General features: G+C 36.6%; 21 protein-coding genes. 12 read left to right on the top strand and 9 right to left on the bottom strand.

Translation table 11 applies throughout. The features are described 5' to 3' along the window. The first annotated feature begins 35 nt into the window (after positions 1-35). Complete coding sequence (gene rsmD / locus F3J23_RS16675; protein ID WP_167031584.1) at positions 36-608, top strand: 16S rRNA (guanine(966)-N(2))-methyltransferase RsmD; 573 nt, start codon at positions 36-38, stop codon at positions 606-608. On the opposite strand, the gene F3J23_RS16670 is transcribed toward rsmD, so the two are convergent. Beyond that, positions 605-952: a winged helix-turn-helix transcriptional regulator gene (locus F3J23_RS16670; protein ID WP_167031581.1), complete on the bottom strand. Its 348-nt coding sequence runs from the start codon at positions 950-952 to the stop codon at positions 605-607. The genes rsmD and F3J23_RS16670 overlap by 4 nt on opposite strands. An 82-nt stretch (positions 953-1034) precedes the next feature. On the opposite strand from F3J23_RS16670, the gene F3J23_RS16665 reads away from it, so the two are divergent. Beyond that, positions 1035-1634: a nitroreductase family protein gene (locus tag F3J23_RS16665; RefSeq protein ID WP_167031578.1), complete on the top strand. Its 600-nt coding sequence runs from the start codon at positions 1035-1037 to the stop codon at positions 1632-1634. An 83-nt stretch (positions 1635-1717) separates the two neighbouring features. Here F3J23_RS16665 and murI read toward each other — a convergent pair whose 3' ends face one another. The 5 genes from murI to F3J23_RS16640 all read right to left on the bottom strand — a co-directional run bounded on the left by murI (position 1718) and on the right by F3J23_RS16640 (position 7025). Further along, positions 1718-2548 (bottom strand): glutamate racemase, encoded by an 831-nt coding sequence (gene murI, locus F3J23_RS16660; protein WP_167031575.1) that lies wholly within the window; start codon positions 2546-2548, stop codon positions 1718-1720. A 61-nt stretch (positions 2549-2609) separates the two neighbouring features. After that, on the bottom strand, positions 2610-3734 hold the full coding sequence (gene hemW / locus F3J23_RS16655) for a radical SAM family heme chaperone HemW (RefSeq protein WP_167031571.1): 1125 nt from the start codon (positions 3732-3734) through the stop codon (positions 2610-2612). A gap of 50 nt (positions 3735-3784) precedes the next feature. Beyond that, the gene (locus tag F3J23_RS16650; RefSeq protein ID WP_167031567.1) at positions 3785-4735 is read right to left on the bottom strand and encodes a PorP/SprF family type IX secretion system membrane protein; all 951 of its coding nucleotides are present in this window, start codon (positions 4733-4735) and stop codon (positions 3785-3787) included. 51 nt (positions 4736-4786) lie between these two features. After that, positions 4787-5860: an RluA family pseudouridine synthase gene (locus F3J23_RS16645; protein WP_185156471.1), complete on the bottom strand. Its 1074-nt coding sequence runs from the start codon at positions 5858-5860 to the stop codon at positions 4787-4789. Between the two features lie 73 nt (positions 5861-5933). Next, positions 5934-7025, bottom strand: coding sequence for a PASTA domain-containing protein (locus F3J23_RS16640; protein ID WP_167031564.1), 1092 nt, complete (start codon positions 7023-7025; stop codon positions 5934-5936). Between the two features lie 157 nt (positions 7026-7182). On the opposite strand from F3J23_RS16640, the gene F3J23_RS16635 reads away from it, so the two are divergent. The 5 genes from F3J23_RS16635 to F3J23_RS16615 all read left to right on the top strand — a co-directional run bounded on the left by F3J23_RS16635 (position 7183) and on the right by F3J23_RS16615 (position 10320). Then, positions 7183-8166: a D-alanine--D-alanine ligase gene (locus tag F3J23_RS16635; protein ID WP_167031561.1), complete on the top strand. Its 984-nt coding sequence runs from the start codon at positions 7183-7185 to the stop codon at positions 8164-8166. Between the two features lie 96 nt (positions 8167-8262). Further along, a complete protein-coding gene (gene coaD, locus F3J23_RS16630) occupies positions 8263-8727 on the top strand; it encodes a pantetheine-phosphate adenylyltransferase (RefSeq protein ID WP_047098871.1) in 465 nt (154 codons plus the stop codon). Positions 8728-8772: 45 nt separating this feature from the next. Further along, positions 8773-9000 carry a hypothetical protein gene (locus F3J23_RS16625; protein WP_228455366.1) on the top strand — a complete coding sequence of 76 codons (228 nt, stop codon included), beginning with the start codon at positions 8773-8775 and terminating at the stop codon, positions 8998-9000. A gap of 146 nt (positions 9001-9146) precedes the next feature. Continuing rightward, the gene (locus F3J23_RS16620; RefSeq protein ID WP_167031558.1) at positions 9147-9779 is read left to right on the top strand and encodes a trimeric intracellular cation channel family protein; all 633 of its coding nucleotides are present in this window, start codon (positions 9147-9149) and stop codon (positions 9777-9779) included. 4 nt (positions 9780-9783) lie between these two features. Beyond that, the gene (locus tag F3J23_RS16615) at positions 9784-10320 is read left to right on the top strand and encodes a hypothetical protein (protein WP_167031555.1); all 537 of its coding nucleotides are present in this window, start codon (positions 9784-9786) and stop codon (positions 10318-10320) included. Between the two features lie 33 nt (positions 10321-10353). On the opposite strand, the gene F3J23_RS16610 is transcribed toward F3J23_RS16615, so the two are convergent. Further along, the gene (locus tag F3J23_RS16610) at positions 10354-10923 is read right to left on the bottom strand and encodes a DUF2892 domain-containing protein (RefSeq protein ID WP_167031553.1); all 570 of its coding nucleotides are present in this window, start codon (positions 10921-10923) and stop codon (positions 10354-10356) included. A gap of 74 nt (positions 10924-10997) precedes the next feature. Next, the gene (locus tag F3J23_RS16605; RefSeq protein ID WP_167031550.1) at positions 10998-11492 is read right to left on the bottom strand and encodes a dihydrofolate reductase; all 495 of its coding nucleotides are present in this window, start codon (positions 11490-11492) and stop codon (positions 10998-11000) included. A gap of 74 nt (positions 11493-11566) precedes the next feature. On the opposite strand from F3J23_RS16605, the gene F3J23_RS16600 reads away from it, so the two are divergent. From F3J23_RS16600 to F3J23_RS16580, 5 genes are all read left to right on the top strand, one after another. Next, positions 11567-12172, top strand: a complete 606-nt coding sequence (locus F3J23_RS16600; RefSeq protein WP_167031547.1) for a LemA family protein — start codon at positions 11567-11569, stop codon at positions 12170-12172. A 2-nt stretch (positions 12173-12174) separates the two neighbouring features. Next, on the top strand, positions 12175-12603 hold the full coding sequence (locus tag F3J23_RS16595; protein ID WP_194303868.1) for a TPM domain-containing protein: 429 nt from the start codon (positions 12175-12177) through the stop codon (positions 12601-12603). After that, on the top strand, positions 12584-13399 hold the full coding sequence (locus tag F3J23_RS16590; protein WP_167031544.1) for a TPM domain-containing protein: 816 nt from the start codon (positions 12584-12586) through the stop codon (positions 13397-13399). Before F3J23_RS16595 ends, F3J23_RS16590 begins: the two co-directional genes overlap by 20 nt. Before the next feature lie 482 nt (positions 13400-13881). Next, positions 13882-14403: an NAD(P)H-dependent oxidoreductase gene (locus F3J23_RS16585; RefSeq protein ID WP_167031541.1), complete on the top strand. Its 522-nt coding sequence runs from the start codon at positions 13882-13884 to the stop codon at positions 14401-14403. A gap of 3 nt (positions 14404-14406) precedes the next feature. Then, entirely contained in the window at positions 14407-16296 is a 1890-nt protein-coding gene (locus F3J23_RS16580) for a monovalent cation:proton antiporter-2 (CPA2) family protein (RefSeq protein WP_167031538.1), read from the top strand. Between the two features lies 1 nt (position 16297). On the opposite strand, the gene F3J23_RS16575 is transcribed toward F3J23_RS16580, so the two are convergent. Next, on the bottom strand, positions 16298-17119 hold the full coding sequence (locus F3J23_RS16575; RefSeq protein ID WP_167031535.1) for a GIN domain-containing protein: 822 nt from the start codon (positions 17117-17119) through the stop codon (positions 16298-16300). Positions 17120-17140: the final 21 nt, after the last annotated feature.

The following is a 17140-nucleotide window of genomic DNA, read 5'->3' as shown; positions in this document are numbered from 1 at the left end:
CAACTATAATCTACCAACTAAACCCTAACAAGAATATGTTCAGAATAATATCAGGAAAATGGAAAGCAAAAAAGATTGCTGCTCCAAAAAACTTTGAAGTAAGGCCTACCACCGATTTTGCAAAGGAGGCTTTATTCAGCATTCTGGAAAACAAATATGATATGCAGTCTATTGCTGTTCTTGATCTTTTTGCCGGAATTGGCTCTATTACCTTTGAATTTGCTTCCAGAGGATGCCAGAATGTTACTTCTGTAGAAATGAATCCTAAACATACGGCATTTATCAATTCCACGGCTTCAGAGCTCGACATGTCTCTTCAGATCAATGTACAGAGAGGAGATGTATTTGACTGGCTTAAAAAATTCAGAAATAAGAAATCTTTTGAAATTGTTTTCTCAGACGCTCCTTTTGAAATGGAAGAGAAAAAGTACTACGAATTGATTTCTCTGGTTCTGAATAACAAATACCTTAAAGAAAACGGAGTTCTGATTGTAGAACATCAAAGCCGTATGAAACTTGAGCATCCTAATTTAATAGATACCCGAAAATACGGAAACGTAAGTTTCAGTTTTTTTGAACCCAATAAAGAAAATAATCAGGAACTTTAATTCCTGATTATTTTTTTTGATATTATGGGTGCTTCTTCACCCCATTTTGTAATCGCAGCCAGCACCGGCAGCAATGTCTTCCCAAAATCCGTTAATTCATATTCAACCACCAATGGAGGTTTTTCTGTAAAAACAGTTCTGTTTATAATTCCGTCATCTTCTAATTGTTTAAGCTGCAGGCTTAATGTTCTTTCCGTAATAGTAGGAATAGATTTCCTCAATTCACTGTATCTTTTAGCCCCATCAATTAAATGATGTAAAATTACTGCCTTCCATTTTCCACCTATAAACCGCATGGTTACGCTGGTACAGCAAGGATAGCTTTTATTATCTACTGTATACATTTATACTATCATTTTTTACCGTTATTGCAAAGTTAAGAAACTTAAATTAATTTTGTAACTATAAAAATGATAGTATAAAATTATGAACTTTTTAGAAAAAATGAAAAACCGGTATACTGTAAAAAAGTATAACCCACAAGGACAAATCAGTGAGGAACAAATCACAAATCTGAAAGAGATCTTAAATTTAAGTCCCTCATCTATCAACAGCCAGCCATGGAATTTCATTTTCGTGAATGATGCTGAGCTTAAAAAACAATTGGGAGAGAAATCTTACTTCAATAAAGAAAAGGTCTTAGACAGCAGCCACGTAATTGTATTCCAGGTTATCCGAAACATAGAAAATTTTGAAAAACAAATTGAAGAGAATCTTCCTGAAGGGGCTGTTAATTATTACAGAACTATGGTAAAGCCTAAAGGGGAAGCTGCTATAAAATCCTGGCTGGGGCATCAGGTTTATTTATCTTTAGGGGTATTACTTTCTGCCTGTGCCTCTATGGGAATAGATTCTACACCTATGGAAGGAATTGAGCCCGAAGGATACGATCTTATTCTGAACAATGAGAAATATGAAACTCTATTTGCCGTAACAATTGGTGAAAGAGACGAAACGGATGCCAATCAGCCCAAGTTTAATCCAAAGACAAGATTAAAAGCTGAAAAGGTAATTGTAGAAGCTTAATTTTTTTTTAAAAACCTAGCAAATATCTTACATAAAAAACACAAATGAGAAAAGCCTGCATCTCTATGAAGCAGGCTTTTTATTTATAGTACTTTTAATTCCAAATCGATTGTCTTTCCAAAGAACTTCTTAGAGATCTTTTCAAAATTCTTGGTAAGGTCCGAAAGATAGAAATGATAATTTGGTTTTGGATTATTCTCATTCAGAAGATTGTATTTATCCAGAATAATCTTCAGGTGATTCGCTACAATATTAGGGGAATCAATAACACGGACTCTGTTTCCGTAGTACTGTTTAATCTCATCTATTAAGAGCGGGTAATGGGTACATCCAAGGATCAGGGTTTCAATATTTTTTAATTTGCTATTACTTAAATAATTGTAAATAATTGCATGCGTGATCGGATGATTTTTAAATCCTTCTTCAATAGCTGGAACAAGTAATGGTGTAGCCAGTTCGTCTACTTTGATCCATTTATTATGTTTGCGAATGCTCTTTTTATACAATCCGGAATTCACAGTTGCTTTAGTAGCAATTACACCTACATTATTGTGAATTTCATAGGATACTTTTTCTGCTACGGGGTTGATTACGTCTATGACAGGAACTCTTCCTGCAACAGACTGCATCACTTCATTTAAAGCGTTTGCTGTTGCCGTATTACAGGCAATTACAATGGCTTTACAATTCTGCTGTAACAGAAAATTAGTAATTTTTGTAGAATATTCAATAATCGCTTCTTTCGATTTTTCTCCGTAAGGAAGGTGCTTGGTATCCCCAAAGTAGATCAGATCTTCATTAGGAAGAAGTCTTTTGATTTCTTTAGCAACGGTAAGACCTCCTACCCCGCTGTCGAAAATTCCGATAGGCTGGCTTGGTGAAAGATGTGAATAATCTTGTTTTTTAGTTTTCAAATGAACTGAAATTTTATACAAAAATAGTGAATTTTATCTCACAGTTGCATATGTACAAATATTATACAATAAACAAATCTGAAGCAATTCCGTCTGCCATAAACCAATGCTTTTCAGGAATTTTTAAATGGTCGTTTTCAATCATCAATATACCTTCCTCTATTTTCGATTTTATTTCTGTCTGAAAATGCTCAAGCATTCTATCAGAAAATTTATTTTTCAGACTTTTAAGATCAACTCCCCAAATGGTACGTAAACCAATCATGATCATCTCATTGAACTGATCTTCCTGAGATAATATTTCTTCTTCTTTTGCCAGCAGTTTATCATTAAGCTTCTTAATATATTGCTGATTGTTGGCAACATTCCAGCTTCGGACATCAAAACCGTTATAAGAATGTGCAGAAGGGCCTATTCCTAAATATTCCTGATATTTCCAGTATGCGGAGTTATGTCTGGAGTAGAAACCAGGTTTAGCAAAATTAGAGACTTCATAATGTTCAAAACCATTATCTTTCAGGAAGTCTGAAAGATAGTAGAATTCTCTGTTCTGCTCGTCTTCTTTGGGGCTTTTGATTTTACCTTTAGAAATCCAATTCTCCAAAGCAGTTTTAGGCTCTACTGTCAAAGCATAAGACGAAATATGGGGAACTTCCAGTGCTATTGTTTTATTCAGGTTTTCTTTCCAGATTTCAAGATTGGAAGTGGGCGAACCATAGATCAGATCAATACTCAGGTTTTCAAATCCAAAATCCTGTGCCCGTTTGATAGAACTTTCTGCATCTGAAGCACTATGTGCCCTGTTCATCAATTTTAAATCTTCTTCAAAAAAGCTCTGGGTCCCGATAGACAACCTGTTTACGGGAGTTCCGGCCAGCTGTTTTAAAAAGTTTTTATCCAGATCATCCGGATTAGCTTCCAAGGTAATCTCAATATCTTTTTCAAAACTGAAATGGTGTAGAGTTTCATCAATTAAAGAACTGATCTCATCTACAGAAAGGATGGATGGGGTTCCTCCTCCAAAGTAAAGGGTTTTAAGCGTTCTGTTCTGCAATTCATCTTTTCTGAGCATCAATTCAGTTTTCATAGCACGAAGCATTTCATCCTTAAAGTTCAGGGACGTAGAAAAGTGAAAATTACAATAACTGCATTTCTGCTTGCAGAACGGAATGTGAATATATATCATAAAAAAAGCTCTGAATATTTCAGAGCTCAAATTTATTTAAATTAAATTGATTAGTATCTAAATCCTCTCACATTAATAAAGTTGTCAAAGTTATAACCCAGACCAATCATGAAGCTGTTTCCTCCATAACTCTGGATATCAGATAATCCAAGGTTATAAGTAGCTCCGATCATGAATTTGTTGAATCTTACTTTTACAATTGGAGAAATACTCAGGGTCTGGTTATCGAATCTGTTCTGAACCGTTCTGTAGCTTACCCCGAAAGAGAATGCGTTGATATCATTAGAGAAAGTCGCCATTAGGTTCCAGTCGATCATTCTCGTTGAGTTGGTATTAAGGTTGATTAATGCGGATGGTGCTAATGTAATATTATCAGCAATATTCCAGTTATAACCTAAGTTTAAGAAGAATTTAATTGGAGAAGGCTCGTAGTTATTTACGATAGATGCATCATTACTTAATGCAATGTCATTTACGGAAACACCCCCGAATAAACCTCTGTAGGTAGCGGCTAAACCGAAGTTAGCATACACCATGAAGATATTACTTTCTTCACCTCTCAATAAAGGATCTCCACCTTCTTCAGTATTAATTTTTGAATAATCAAAATTCATGTTATAAAAGTTAACACTCGTACCGAAAGAGAATTGGTCTTTTCTGTCTCCTTCACTACTTAGAGGAATAAAATATGAAGCACCAGCCGTGATACCACCCGCAGAGATAGGTCCGTTACTGTCTCTAAACACGGAAATACCTGCTCCTACTCTATCAAAGATATTCGCATTAATCCCGATTGACTGAACATTCGGAGAATTACTGAATTTTGAAAATTGTTGTTGATAGTTGGCGTTGAGCTGTACGTAATCTGTTTTTCCGTATTGAGCTGGGTTGAACAGGAACTCACCATCCAAAAGATATTGCTGATAGTATGGTAGTGATTCTTGTGCTTTGTATGCATTTGACAAAAGAGCTAAACATACGATAGCATATAGTTTTCTCATAACAAATCTTGATTTCAATTCAACAAATATAAAAAAATTCTCAATATATTTTTAGTTTTCTAAATAATTTCTCCATTTTTTTACAGCATCCGCCATATCTTTGGGCATTGGGCTCTCAAAATATAATTCCTTTTTTGTAGTTGGGTGTATAAATCCTAAGGTATGGGCATGAAGTGCGTGTCTTGGCAGAATTTCAAAAACATTTTTAATGAATTGCTTATATTTTGGAAGATTTATTCCTCTTAAAGGGGTATGCCCTTCGTATCTTTCATCATTGAATAATGTATGCCCAATATGTCTGAAATGCGCCCTGATCTGATGGGTTCTTCCTGTTTCAAGTTTACATTCCACCCAGGTCATATATTTGAACCTTTCCAGCACTTTATAATGGGTTACTGCATGTTTGCCCTGGCTGCCGTCTTCATAAACGGACATCTGCATTCTGTTTTTAGGATGTCTTCCGATATGCCCTCTGATTGTGCCTTCTTCATCCTGAAGGTTCCCCCATACAAAAGCCCAATAAAGTCTTTTTGTAGTTCTGTTAAAGAACTGTTTTGCCAGGAAACTCAATGCATATTCATTCTTCGCAATTACCAGTAATCCTGAAGTATCTTTATCAATTCTGTGAACCAACCCTACTCTGTCAAGATCAGACTTCTCCCCGTTCTTTTCAAAATGGTAAGCCAATGCATTCACCAGGGTTCCGTCCCAGTTTCCGTGTCCCGGATGTACTACCATTCCGGCCTCTTTATCCACCACTACAAGATCATCATCTTCATAGATAATATTAACTGGTATATCCTGTGGAATGATAACATTCGCTCTGGGCGGATGGGCCAGCAATACGGAAATCTGATCTCCCGGCTTTACACGATAATTCTGCTTTACCGCAGTTCCGTTCACAATAACATTTCCCGCCCTGCAGGTCTGCGAAATTTTATTCCTTGAAGAATTCTGTCTGTATATTAAAAGGAACTTATCAATTCTTAACGGTTCCTGTTTGTTGTCAACAGTGATATTAAGATGTTCATACAATCCTTTATTTTCCTCATCAATATCGATGTTTTCAATACTGTTGGAATCTAATAATTCTTCATCTAAAAAATCTTCGTTATCTTCTGACATTGTTTTATATTTTTTACACAAAAGGCCTCAACATTTTGCAGTTGAAGCCTGTATTTTTGATATTAATCTGATCTTATTCTACGACTACCTTCTTAGCTTTTGGCTTTTGAGCAGGTTGTTGTGTAGTTGTTGATGTAGCTGGCTTAGCCGTACTTCCTGTATTAGAAGCTGCCGTAGAAGTTTTAGGCTTCTCGGTTCCGGATGCAGCAGGTTTAGAGGCTGTTGTCTGAGTCTTAGGAGCTTCAGTTTTTGGAGCTTCAGGCTTAGGAGTTTCTTTCCTTGGAGCCGGCGCAGGCACTATCGGAGCCTCGTAACTCGGTTCGTTATGAACTTCTTCATATCTCACAGGAGGCAGTGAAGTATCAACCTTCATACGATAGATGGAATTCAGCTGCTCTACTTTAGCTCTTAATTCTGCCGGAGTTTTCTTACTTGCCCAAAGGTCAATCTGCATTCCCTGATCACGAACATCTCCTGCAGCAGGATCCTGGTAATAAATAATATCAGATTCATCTTTACCACCGTCTTCATGTTCTACCAATCCTACTTCAAACATACTTTTGGTAATCACAGCTCTTGCTTCTTTTACCGTAAGCCCTACTACATTAGGTATGGAAATGTTTCTCATTGGTCCCGATCCTACGACTACATCAATAACAGAGAATCTAGGTAAACGGGTTCCCGGATTTACAGCATTCCCTTTATATAATATTCTTAAAAGAGCATCTTTCTGAATACTAGGTTCATAAATGGTATCCCCAATTTTAAGGCCTACCTGATCCAATCTCTGGAATGCCAGTCCTGAATATTTATTGATAACATTCGGAACAGCAATAGGAGCCCATGTTCTGGGATTTACTTTTAGCGTTACAGTTCTTCCGTCTTTTACACGGGAACCTGGAGCAGGATAAACCTGCAAAACCTGAAACGGTCTGTATTTAGGATCATAATTGGCACTGTCTACTTCATACTCCAACCCTGTATCATCTAATATTTTAACGGCATCATGTACCGATTTATTTACAATATTGGGAACAGGAATTTCCTGACCATGATTAGTATGGTACTCCAACCAGCGAAATGTGAGCCATACCAACCCCATAAAAATGCCGATGGCTACTACTAAATTCAGTAAAACTTTCCAATTGAAAAGTGATTTAAGCATACTTAAAAATACTTTAATTATAACCGCAAATATAGCTAATAATTTTAGAATGGACTTTTTATTTAACACAATTCATTTTTGATTTTAAAATTTCCTGATTTCCCGTATTGCATTACATAAAATGATTAAATTTGCCTTAATTGATACTATAATGGTTATGAACAAAAAAAGTGTTGCCGTAGTAATGGGAGGCTATTCTGATGAATATGTGGTCTCTTTAAAAAGCGGACAATTGATTTATGATTCTTTGGACAGAAATCTCTATGACGTATATAAAGTAGTAGTCCTTAAAAATGAATGGTATTTTTTAGGAGAAAATGATAGAAAATACGAGATCAACAGAGGTGATTTTTCTGTGACTTTAGATAACGGAGAAACCTTACAATTTGATGTCTGCTTTAATATCATTCACGGAACGCCGGGAGAAAACGGAATTCTTCAGGCATACTGGGATGCAATAGGCCAAAAATACACAGGTTGTGATTTTTACCAGAGCGCACTTACATTCAACAAAAAGGATACTCTTGCCGTATTATCAAAATATGGAATTCCTTCCGCTAAAAGTATTTATTTAAGAAAAGGAGAAGACATCAACGTTGATCAGATCGTATCAGAATTAAATCTTCCGCTTTTCGTAAAACCTAACCAATCCGGTTCTTCTTTGGGAATTTCAAAAGTGAAAGAAAAATCTGAACTGATTGCTGCTACCGAAATTGCTTTCAAAGAAGATAATGAAATCCTTATTGAAAGTTTCTTAAACGGGATGGAAGTTTCTGTAGGCGTTATCGATTATAAGGGAGAAACCATTGTGTTGGGAATCACAGAAATTGTTCCTACCAATGAATTTTTCGATTATGAAGCAAAATATGAAGGCGCTTCTGAAGAAATTACTCCGGCAAGAATTGATGAAGCAACCACAAAGAGAGTTGAAGAAATTGCTAAAAGAGCTTACAATTCATTAGGTATGAGCGGATTTTCACGAAGCGAATATATTTTAATGGACGGCATTCCTTATATGCTTGAAATGAACACCAATCCTGGGTTCTCTCCCGCAAGTATCCTTCCTCAGCAGGCAAAACATTATGGGATTTCCATTATGGATCTTTGTGGAAATGAAGTTGAAAAAGCACTTAATAAATAAATAGAAGTTAAGAAACAAGAGGGTAAAGCTGTCAGAAAAAATCAATGTATGGCTTATACTTCTTGATTCGCAACCCACAATCATAACTCATACAACATGAAAATTGCTGTTTTCCCAGGATCTTTTGATCCTATTACATTGGGACATTACGATATTATAGAAAGAGCGGCTCCGCTTTTTGACAAATTGATTATTGCTATCGGGCAGAATTCCCAGAAAAAATATATGTTCCCTCTTGAAAAAAGAATGGAATTCATTCAAAACTCTGTGGCAGAATTCCCTAATGTGGAAGTAGACTCATTCGAAGGATTAACGGTAGATTACTGTTTTGAAAAGAATGCTCAATACATCATCAGAGGCCTGAGAAATCCTGCCGATTTTGAATTTGAAAAAGCGATTGCCCACACCAACAGAACCCTAGCCCACAAAAAATTAGAAACGGTATTCCTGCTCACTTCTTCCGGCAAATCTTTTATCAGCAGCAGCATAGTGAGAGAAATCATCACCCATGGCGGCGAATACGAGCTGATGGTCCCGGATTCAGTAAGAGTGGAGAGATAATTCATAATGAGTAATGGGCAATGAATAATAAGCAATTTTGCCAATATGGATTTTAATCAAATTTTCCGGGAGAAGACTAAAAATTTTTCTATTACTGTCATTAGAAACCTTTCTTCATTAGCATTTTCGGATGATATTTATATCACACGAAAACAGATCATCCGTTCTGCCACGTCGGCCGTATCAAGAGCAAGATCTGAAAAAGAAAAATTTGTATTTGTTGTTGAAGAAATTGACGAAACTCAATTATGCTTGAAATCATTGAAAAATTAGAGTATTTAAGTCCCGAAAAAATTTTACATTTAAAGACAGAATGTGAAGAACTTGTAAAAGTTATGACCAGCTATAAATTTAAGCTATCTCCAGTTTAATGGCATAATTTTTATTATTCATTGCTCATTACTTATTACTAATTATATATGCACGAACAGTTCAATTTTGCCATAGAAGTTCTTGGAACCATTGCGTTTTCCATGTCCGGAAGTTTTGCAGCAATGCAGAAACGGCTTGATCCGTTCGGGGTCCTTATTATTGCATTTGTAACTTCTGTGGGAGGAGGAACTGTAAGAGATCTTTTACTTGATATTCCTGTATTCTGGATGCATGATCTTCTGATGTGCGGGCTGATTCTGGCTACCAGTATTTTCTCAATGGTTTTCAAATCCCTGGAAAAGAACTTCAAAGTAACATTGTTTATCTTCGATAGCTTTGGATTGGGATTATTTACGATTATCGGAGTACAGAAAGGACTAAATGCGGGAATTCATCCTATGATTTGTATTGCGTTAGGAACTATAACAGGATGTTTCGGAGGTATTATACGGGATATATTGCTCAACAGAATCCCATTGATCTTCAGAAAAGAAATTTATGCTACAGCTTGTATCGTAGGAGGGGCAGCTTTCTTACTGATGACTAAATATACCCCTCTATCCTATACTTTTGTGCAGATTTTCACCATTCTGCTCATTGTAGCGATCCGAACTCTAGCCGTCAAATACCACTGGCAGATGCCTAAGTTTTATGGTTATGATCATAACTCGGAAATGTAACTTCGTGAAAAACTCCCTTTTTATCATTCTCTCACTCTCTTTATTCTCCTGCAAACATGAGAGTAAATTTGATTTGAATAAAGATCTCTACCAGTTTTCAGAAAAGATGGAAAACGGAGATACGGTCAAAATAATGACTGATCTCTCAGCCTGTATGTTCTTTGCTTTTGAAACATATATTTTCACCAAACAGAATGACACTCTTTTTCTAGAAAAATATTCTGAAATGTCATCTTACAAGAAAAGAACTCAACTATTACCCAAAAAAATCTACAAAGTAAAAGCAAGTAATCCTCTGTCTTTTGAAAATTATCTTAAATTCCTGAATAAGGAGAATAAACCACATGAGAAAGGAGATTTTCCTTTGCTTACTGTAACCTATAAAAAACAAAATCGTAAATTTTATGATGACGGGCTTCAGGATAAGTTTATGAAGCATGATCGTTTGTTTATTGTTAAGGAAAACATTTACCCAAAAGATTCTTTTTTTAAACAAGATGCACCTCCTCCACCTCCCATCATAAAAAACAAAAAGTCCTGAAAAATCAGGACTTTTATATTATTTTTTTATTAACTAGAAGAATTTCCCTCTGTTTCTCATATTAGGATTATGCATATGCTTCTGCATGGTTGGCATTTTGAGCTGATCTTTCATCATTTTGATCTGATCGGTCATCATACCTGCGCTGTCTAATCTCTTAGCTTCTTCCAGCAGTTTCTGCCCTTCCTGTTTTCTTCCTTTGGAAATAGCTGCTGCTGCAAGATTCAAAGTAGCCATTGCTCTGTCATGTTTCATATTCAAGCCATATTCCAAAGCCTTTTTCATAAAAGGTTCCACTTTTGCCGGATGATCCTGAGCTTGTGTCAATCCCGATAAATAGTGAAAATATCCATACTGGGATTTATGAAGCTGCGTCTTATAGTCTGTGATTTTAGATAACCACTCTGCTGCTTTCTCCATATTCTGTTTTCTCAATTGCCAGAAAGCCAAAAGAATATATTCATTTTTAAAGAAAAGCAAGATCGGGAATGCAGCTAAAAGAAAAACAACAATACCCCATCCAACATTTCTTGTGAAAAACATCATATAAGATCCTAACAAGATAAGGATTGCCGCTACTGCAATTTTTATGTATTTATTCATTATTAAATTTTAGAAGTGCAAAGATAAATAAATTAGAGATTAGAAGCTAGAAGTTAGAGGCTAGAATTCTATAACTATTCGCTCTTAATTCTTTCAAACGTCTGGAAACAGAAATCATAGCCGTTTTTTTCATCTTTTTCATGGCAGATTTCGTTTGTTTTTTTCCATATTTTCTCATCTACTTTCGGAAAAAAAGTATCTGCTTCAAGATCTGCTTTCACCAGAGTAATTTCAAGTTTGTCCACGATATTCATAGTCTGCTCATAAATATTACCTCCGCCAATAATGAAAACCTCTTCATCAATCTTTTTGGCAAATTTCACAGCTTCTTTAATACTTCCTACAATAAGGATTCCTTCTTCAAACCAGTCTGTTTTTCTTGAAACAACAATATTGGTACGGTTCGGAAGCGGTTTCCCGATACTTTCATAGGTTTTACGTCCCATAATTACCGGATGTCCTGAAGTAATTTCTTTAAAATGTTTTAAATCTTTAGGAAGGTGCCAAAGTAACTGATTTTCAAAACCAATTTCATTTTTCTCTCCCATTGCCACCACTATTGTTGTCATTCAAATAATTTTTTACAAAATTAGCACATAATTTGTATATTTGGTTAGCACAAAAAATTTAAAAAAAATAAACTATGAAAAATAAAGGATGTCTGGGTGCCGGAACTATTGGTATTGCCCTCCTTATTATTGTTGCAGTATTATTCTTCTGGGGAAAAAGCGGATATAATAGTTTCGTGACCAAAGAACAGACTGTTAACACAAAATGGTCTAACGTAGAAACGGTATATCAGAAAAGAGCCAACCTTATTCCTAATCTGGAAAGAACGGTAAAGTCGTATTCAAAATTTGAACAGGAAACGTTAACTCAGGTTGTTGAAGCACGTTCTAAAGCTACTTCAATCAACATTGATCCTACTAATATGACGGATGCTGATATTGCAAAATTCCAGGCAGCACAGGGAGAATTATCCGGAGCATTAAGCCGATTGATGGCTGTGGTAGAGTCTTATCCTAATTTAAAAGCAGACCAGCAGTATATCAACTTCCAGAGAGAGTATACCGCAATTGAGAACAGCATCAGAACAGAAACTGTTTATTACAATGAAGCGGCACAGGATTATAACACTTCTATCAAGACGTTCCCGAATAATATTCTGGCGAACTTCACTAACTTTAAAGAAAAACCTTATTTCAAAGCTGAAGCAGGAGCTCAGAAAGCCCCTGAAGTATTCAAATAATAATGGGTAATTTCCTTACAAATCAACAGATCGCTTCCCTTGTGGAAGCGATTCAGTCTGCGGAAGATCATTCTACGGGTGAGATCAGAGTGCATATAGATTCCAACACTGAAAAACAACTGGCAAAAACGGCATTTGATGTTTTCAAGGAACTTGGTATGGATACTACCAGTGATAGAAACGCAGTCCTTTTTCATGTTAATTTTGAACAGAAATATCTTACCATCATTGGAGATATCGGTATTCATGAAAAGGTAAAGCAATCTTACTGGGATCATCTCCACGATTATATCACCGCTGAATTTGCAAAAGGAAATTATTACAAAGCACTGAAAAGTGCCATCCTGGAAACAGGTCTTGAACTCAAAAAACATTTTCCTGTAGAAGGAGAAAATCCAAATCAACTTCCAAATGAAATTACGTTCTCTTAAAATAGTATTTTCATTTTTACTGTTATGCTTTTACACATTTGTATCAGCACAATATACCATTCCCGAAAAACCGGCAGTCCTTTATCCTGTTTTTGATGAAGCAGGTCTTCTTTCCCAACAGGAAAAAGATGAGCTTAACAATAAACTGATCAAATTTGCAGATACTACATCAACGGAAATTGAGGTGGTGATCATCAAATCAACTAAAGGAGAAGACGTTAACTTCTTGGCCACCATGTTCGGACAGAAATGGAAAATCGGAAAAAAAGGAGTTGATAACGGCGTAGTCTTTCTGATCGCTACAGAAGACCGAACCATGTCTATCCAGCAGGGACGTGCAGTTGAGCAATATCTCACAGCTTCAGTGGCAGGTCAGATCTTAGATTATATTGTCACTCCTAATTTCAGAAAAGGACTTTGGTACGAAGGGATCAATGGTGGAACCTCAGCTATTATGGAAGCGGTTCAGGGAAAATTCAAACCTGTTGCTGCTCCCGCACCTTCTGGTAATGGAAGTGCCTTTAAAGTACTTATCATTGCTTTCGTAATTTTCATCATTATTGCCATACTTTTTGGAAACAGAGGTGGCGGACGTGGCGGCGGCAATTATGACGACGACGACGATGTAATCCTATCCCGCAAGGGACGCAGAAACTATCCCGGAGGGTTTTTCCCATTCCCCGGCAGCTTTGGCGGCGGTGGTTTCGGTGGCGGAAGTTCCGGCGGTGGCGGCGGATTTGGAGGCTTCGGCGGTGGCGGAAGCTTTGGAGGCGGTGGTGCATCCGGAGGATGGTAGGATTTTATTTAAATGAGAAATAGTAAGAACACTCATCCAAATAAAGCTGTAGGAGCATTTATATTCTTATTTCTCAATGGTATTTGTTATTAGAATTTTATTTGAACTAATATCTTCATTATTTTAATCTAAATATAATATTTGAAATAAACTTCCACAAGGTTTGTTATTCCGTAGGAATCTAAACTTTATGCATACATTTAATCTTTGGATTGATGGATGGCTGCAGTACAATATTTTACTGAGTGAAACGCCTTTGCGAACGCAAAATATTCTCAATCATTTAAAGAAAATCTTTCGAACTTTGCATTTATAAAAATTTTAAGATTCGTATTATCAAATATCAAAGAAAACAAAATAAACTTCCATTCTTTACTATATCTTAATATAAAATCCCGTTTTCAATATTAAAAAATTAATAAAAACGTCAAAAAACCACCTTTTATCCAATATTTTTCATTATATTTACTGAAAACAGGATTATGAAGAAGACGCTGGTAGTTTTTGCCCACCCTTATCTGGAGCACTCCAATTCGAATGTAGAGCTCATCAATTTCTACGTTCGCCACCAGCATTACACCTTAAGAGATCTTTACGAAGAATATCCTGATTTTCATATTGCCGCCTTCCGCGAAAGAAAACGTCTTAAAAACTATGACCGGTTTATCTTCCAGTTTCCTCTCATCTGGTTCGGAATGCCTCCTCTTCTCAGATTATGGATCGATGAGGTCTTCGACAGGGATTGGCTGAAAGAAAGCGAAACCAATCCACTGGAAGGAAAAGAAGTTTATATTCTGGTTACTACCGGGGGAAAAGAAAGGTCTTTTAGTAAAAACGGCACCTATCAATATACAATCGATGAGCTGATCAGCGGTTTAATTGTTTCTTTAAAAGTTTTCAAAGCAGATATCAAGCACATCAAGATCGTATACGAGGCCAACAAACTCTCTAAAAAAGAAATCATTTTACATAAAAAAGAATTTACAGAACTTCTCAATCAATAGCGTATGGAATCCAGCTTAGCGATGAACACATTAATTTTCCTGGGTGTAGCCATCATTATGGTTCCATTAGCCAGGAAATTTGGATTGAGTTCTGTAATCGGTTATATATTAGGAGGAATCATTATTGGCCCTTATGTACTCAGGCTTACCGGAAATAATGTAAATGATATTATGCACGCCAGTGAGTTTGGGGTCATCATGCTTTTATTTATTGTAGGTCTAGAACTTGAGCCCCGCAAATTCTGGGAAATGCGAAAGAAGATAATGGGCTTGGGACTTTCTCAGATGCTGCTCACAATTTTATTACTTTTTGCGGTTTTCATTAGTGTAGGCTGGAGAGTAGACAAAGCGATTGCAGTTGCCATGTGTTTCGCTTTATCTTCTACTGCAATTGTTCTGCAGACATTACAGGAAAAGAATAACCTTAAAACGACCGCAGGAGAGGCATCATTTTCTACCCTGCTGTTTCAGGATATTTCCGTGATTCCTATTCTGGCCATACTGCCTATTATTGCCAATTATAAAGCCAAGCATCATGACAATGAGATCCAGATTCTGATCCAAAAGCTTCCCGAATGGCTTCAGGCCGGAACTGTCATCTTTGGCGTTGTCCTTTTAATCTTATTAGGCAGATATGTCTTTGTTCCTTTTTTACGTTATGCTTCAAAATCCGGAATGTCCGAACTTTTGACAGCCTCTTCTTTATTTTTAGTCATCGGTGTTTCTGAGCTGATGATCGTTATTGGTCTTTCTCCTGCACTGGGAGCCTTCCTTGCCGGAGTCATGCTTGCTAATAGTGAGTTCCGCCATGAGCTGGAAGCACAGATTGATCCTTTTAAAGGATTATTATTAGCTGTTTTCTTTGTAAGTGTAGGTTCAACGATCAATTTTAATGTTATTCAGAAAGATCCTTTATTTATTTTCAGTACTGTTTTTGCGGTATTGGTTGTAAAATTTGTGGTGTTATACACTATCGGTAAATTTTTCAGAATTGAGACTCCTCAAAGCTTTTTCTACGCATTTGCACTGTCTCAGGTTGGAGAATTCGCTTTTGTACTGCTCAATTACGCTTCAGACCTTTATCTTTTAGGACCTGAAATGAATGCTCAGATGATGGCTGTAACTGCCATTACCATGTGTATCACTCCTATTCTGCTTATCATCAACGACAGATTTATCACTCCGAAATTCATCAGAGAAATTCCTGAAGAGGAGCATGATTACAATATTCTCGACAGTAATGTGGCTCAGAAGAAAATCATCATTGTGGGATTCGGGCACTTTGGAAGTACAGTTGGCCGTCTTTTAAAAGCAAACAAAATATCCGCTACTGTTCTGGACAGAGATTCGGACCGTGTAAAACTATTAAGAAGTTATGGTTTTAAAGTATACTATGGTGACGCTACAAGGATTCCCATTTTAAGGGCCGCAGGAATTGAAGATGCTGAAATTTTGGTTTTATGCCTGGATGATCCGGATGACAATAAGTTTATTGCTGAGCTGGTTCGTGAGCATTACCCGGAAGTAAAGATTTTTGTAAGGGCAAAAAACAGGATTGATGCTTATGATTATCTCAACAACGGTATTAATCATATTTATCGTGAAACATTGGGAACAGCTGTTGATATGGCTGTTGACGTTCTGCATGAAACCGGAATGAGAAAATATGCCGCCAGACGGCTTGGGCAAAGATTTATGGCAATAGATAAAGCATCCATCAGAAAATTGGCCAAAATGAAGGAAGATAATGATGATATTACTCTATTTACTACAAAAGAAATCCTCCAACGAGAGGAGGAATTATTGGCTTACGATAATCTTAATTTTGATAATAAAAACTGGGAAGGTTCCTCATCCACAGACGAAGAAGATGAGGAGGAATCCCAGGATTGATTTATTGAATGCTTACGCTTCCGCCGCTGCTTTCTTCTTTACTTACACTTTTAAGTTCACCTTTTTTCATGATATCCACACTTCCGCCGGATGATGCTCCTGCTTTCACACTGGAAACTGCACTGATCTGAATATTCGCCCCGCTGGATGCATCTGCTTCCACGTGATCTGCAATTACATCTTTAGCAGAAATGCTGCTTCCTGAAGAAGAATTGATATCTGCATTTTTAGTCTTTCCGGAAATATCAATGCTTGATCCTGATGAAGATTCAATATCAAGATTTACAGCCCATATTTTCCCGCTGAAGTTGCTGCTGCTGTCTGTATTGATCTCCAGATCGTTGGCTTCAAGGTTCCCTGAAATGCTAGCTGCACTGGATACGTCTATGCTTGTTTTTTCCTGAGTAAATTTATCTTTCACCTGAATACTTGCCGCTGAACCTGCAATCAGCTTTGTGAAATCTTTAGCATAAATCTTAGCTTTTACCTTATTTGTATTCATTATTCTGATGCCGGGTTTGTAGTGAATGTGCAGTTTTCCGCCATCATTATCCACCAAAATTTCATTAATGATACTTTGTGGAGCAGAGATTTCAACTTTCTCTACATCAGATTTTATAATTTCTGCTTCTATTGCCTGGGAAACCTGGATTTCATCAAAATTTCCACTAAATTCTTTATGCTGTATCGGGCTATTGTCTGAATTTACAACTTTCTCTACCCAGTTACTTCTTTCTCTTTCCCTTTCTCTCCTCTCATGTTTATCATTACATGAGGTTAGCGCCACTAAGGCTGAAAAAATAAAAAGGCTCCTTGTTTTCATATTTATTTTCTTTAAATGATT

The sequence above is a fragment of the Chryseobacterium sp. Tr-659 genome (assembly GCF_011752975.1).
Classification (GTDB): domain Bacteria; phylum Bacteroidota; class Bacteroidia; order Flavobacteriales; family Weeksellaceae; genus Chryseobacterium.
Note: the sequence above shows the minus strand (reverse complement) of the source record. Positions and strands in the feature narration are given on the sequence as shown.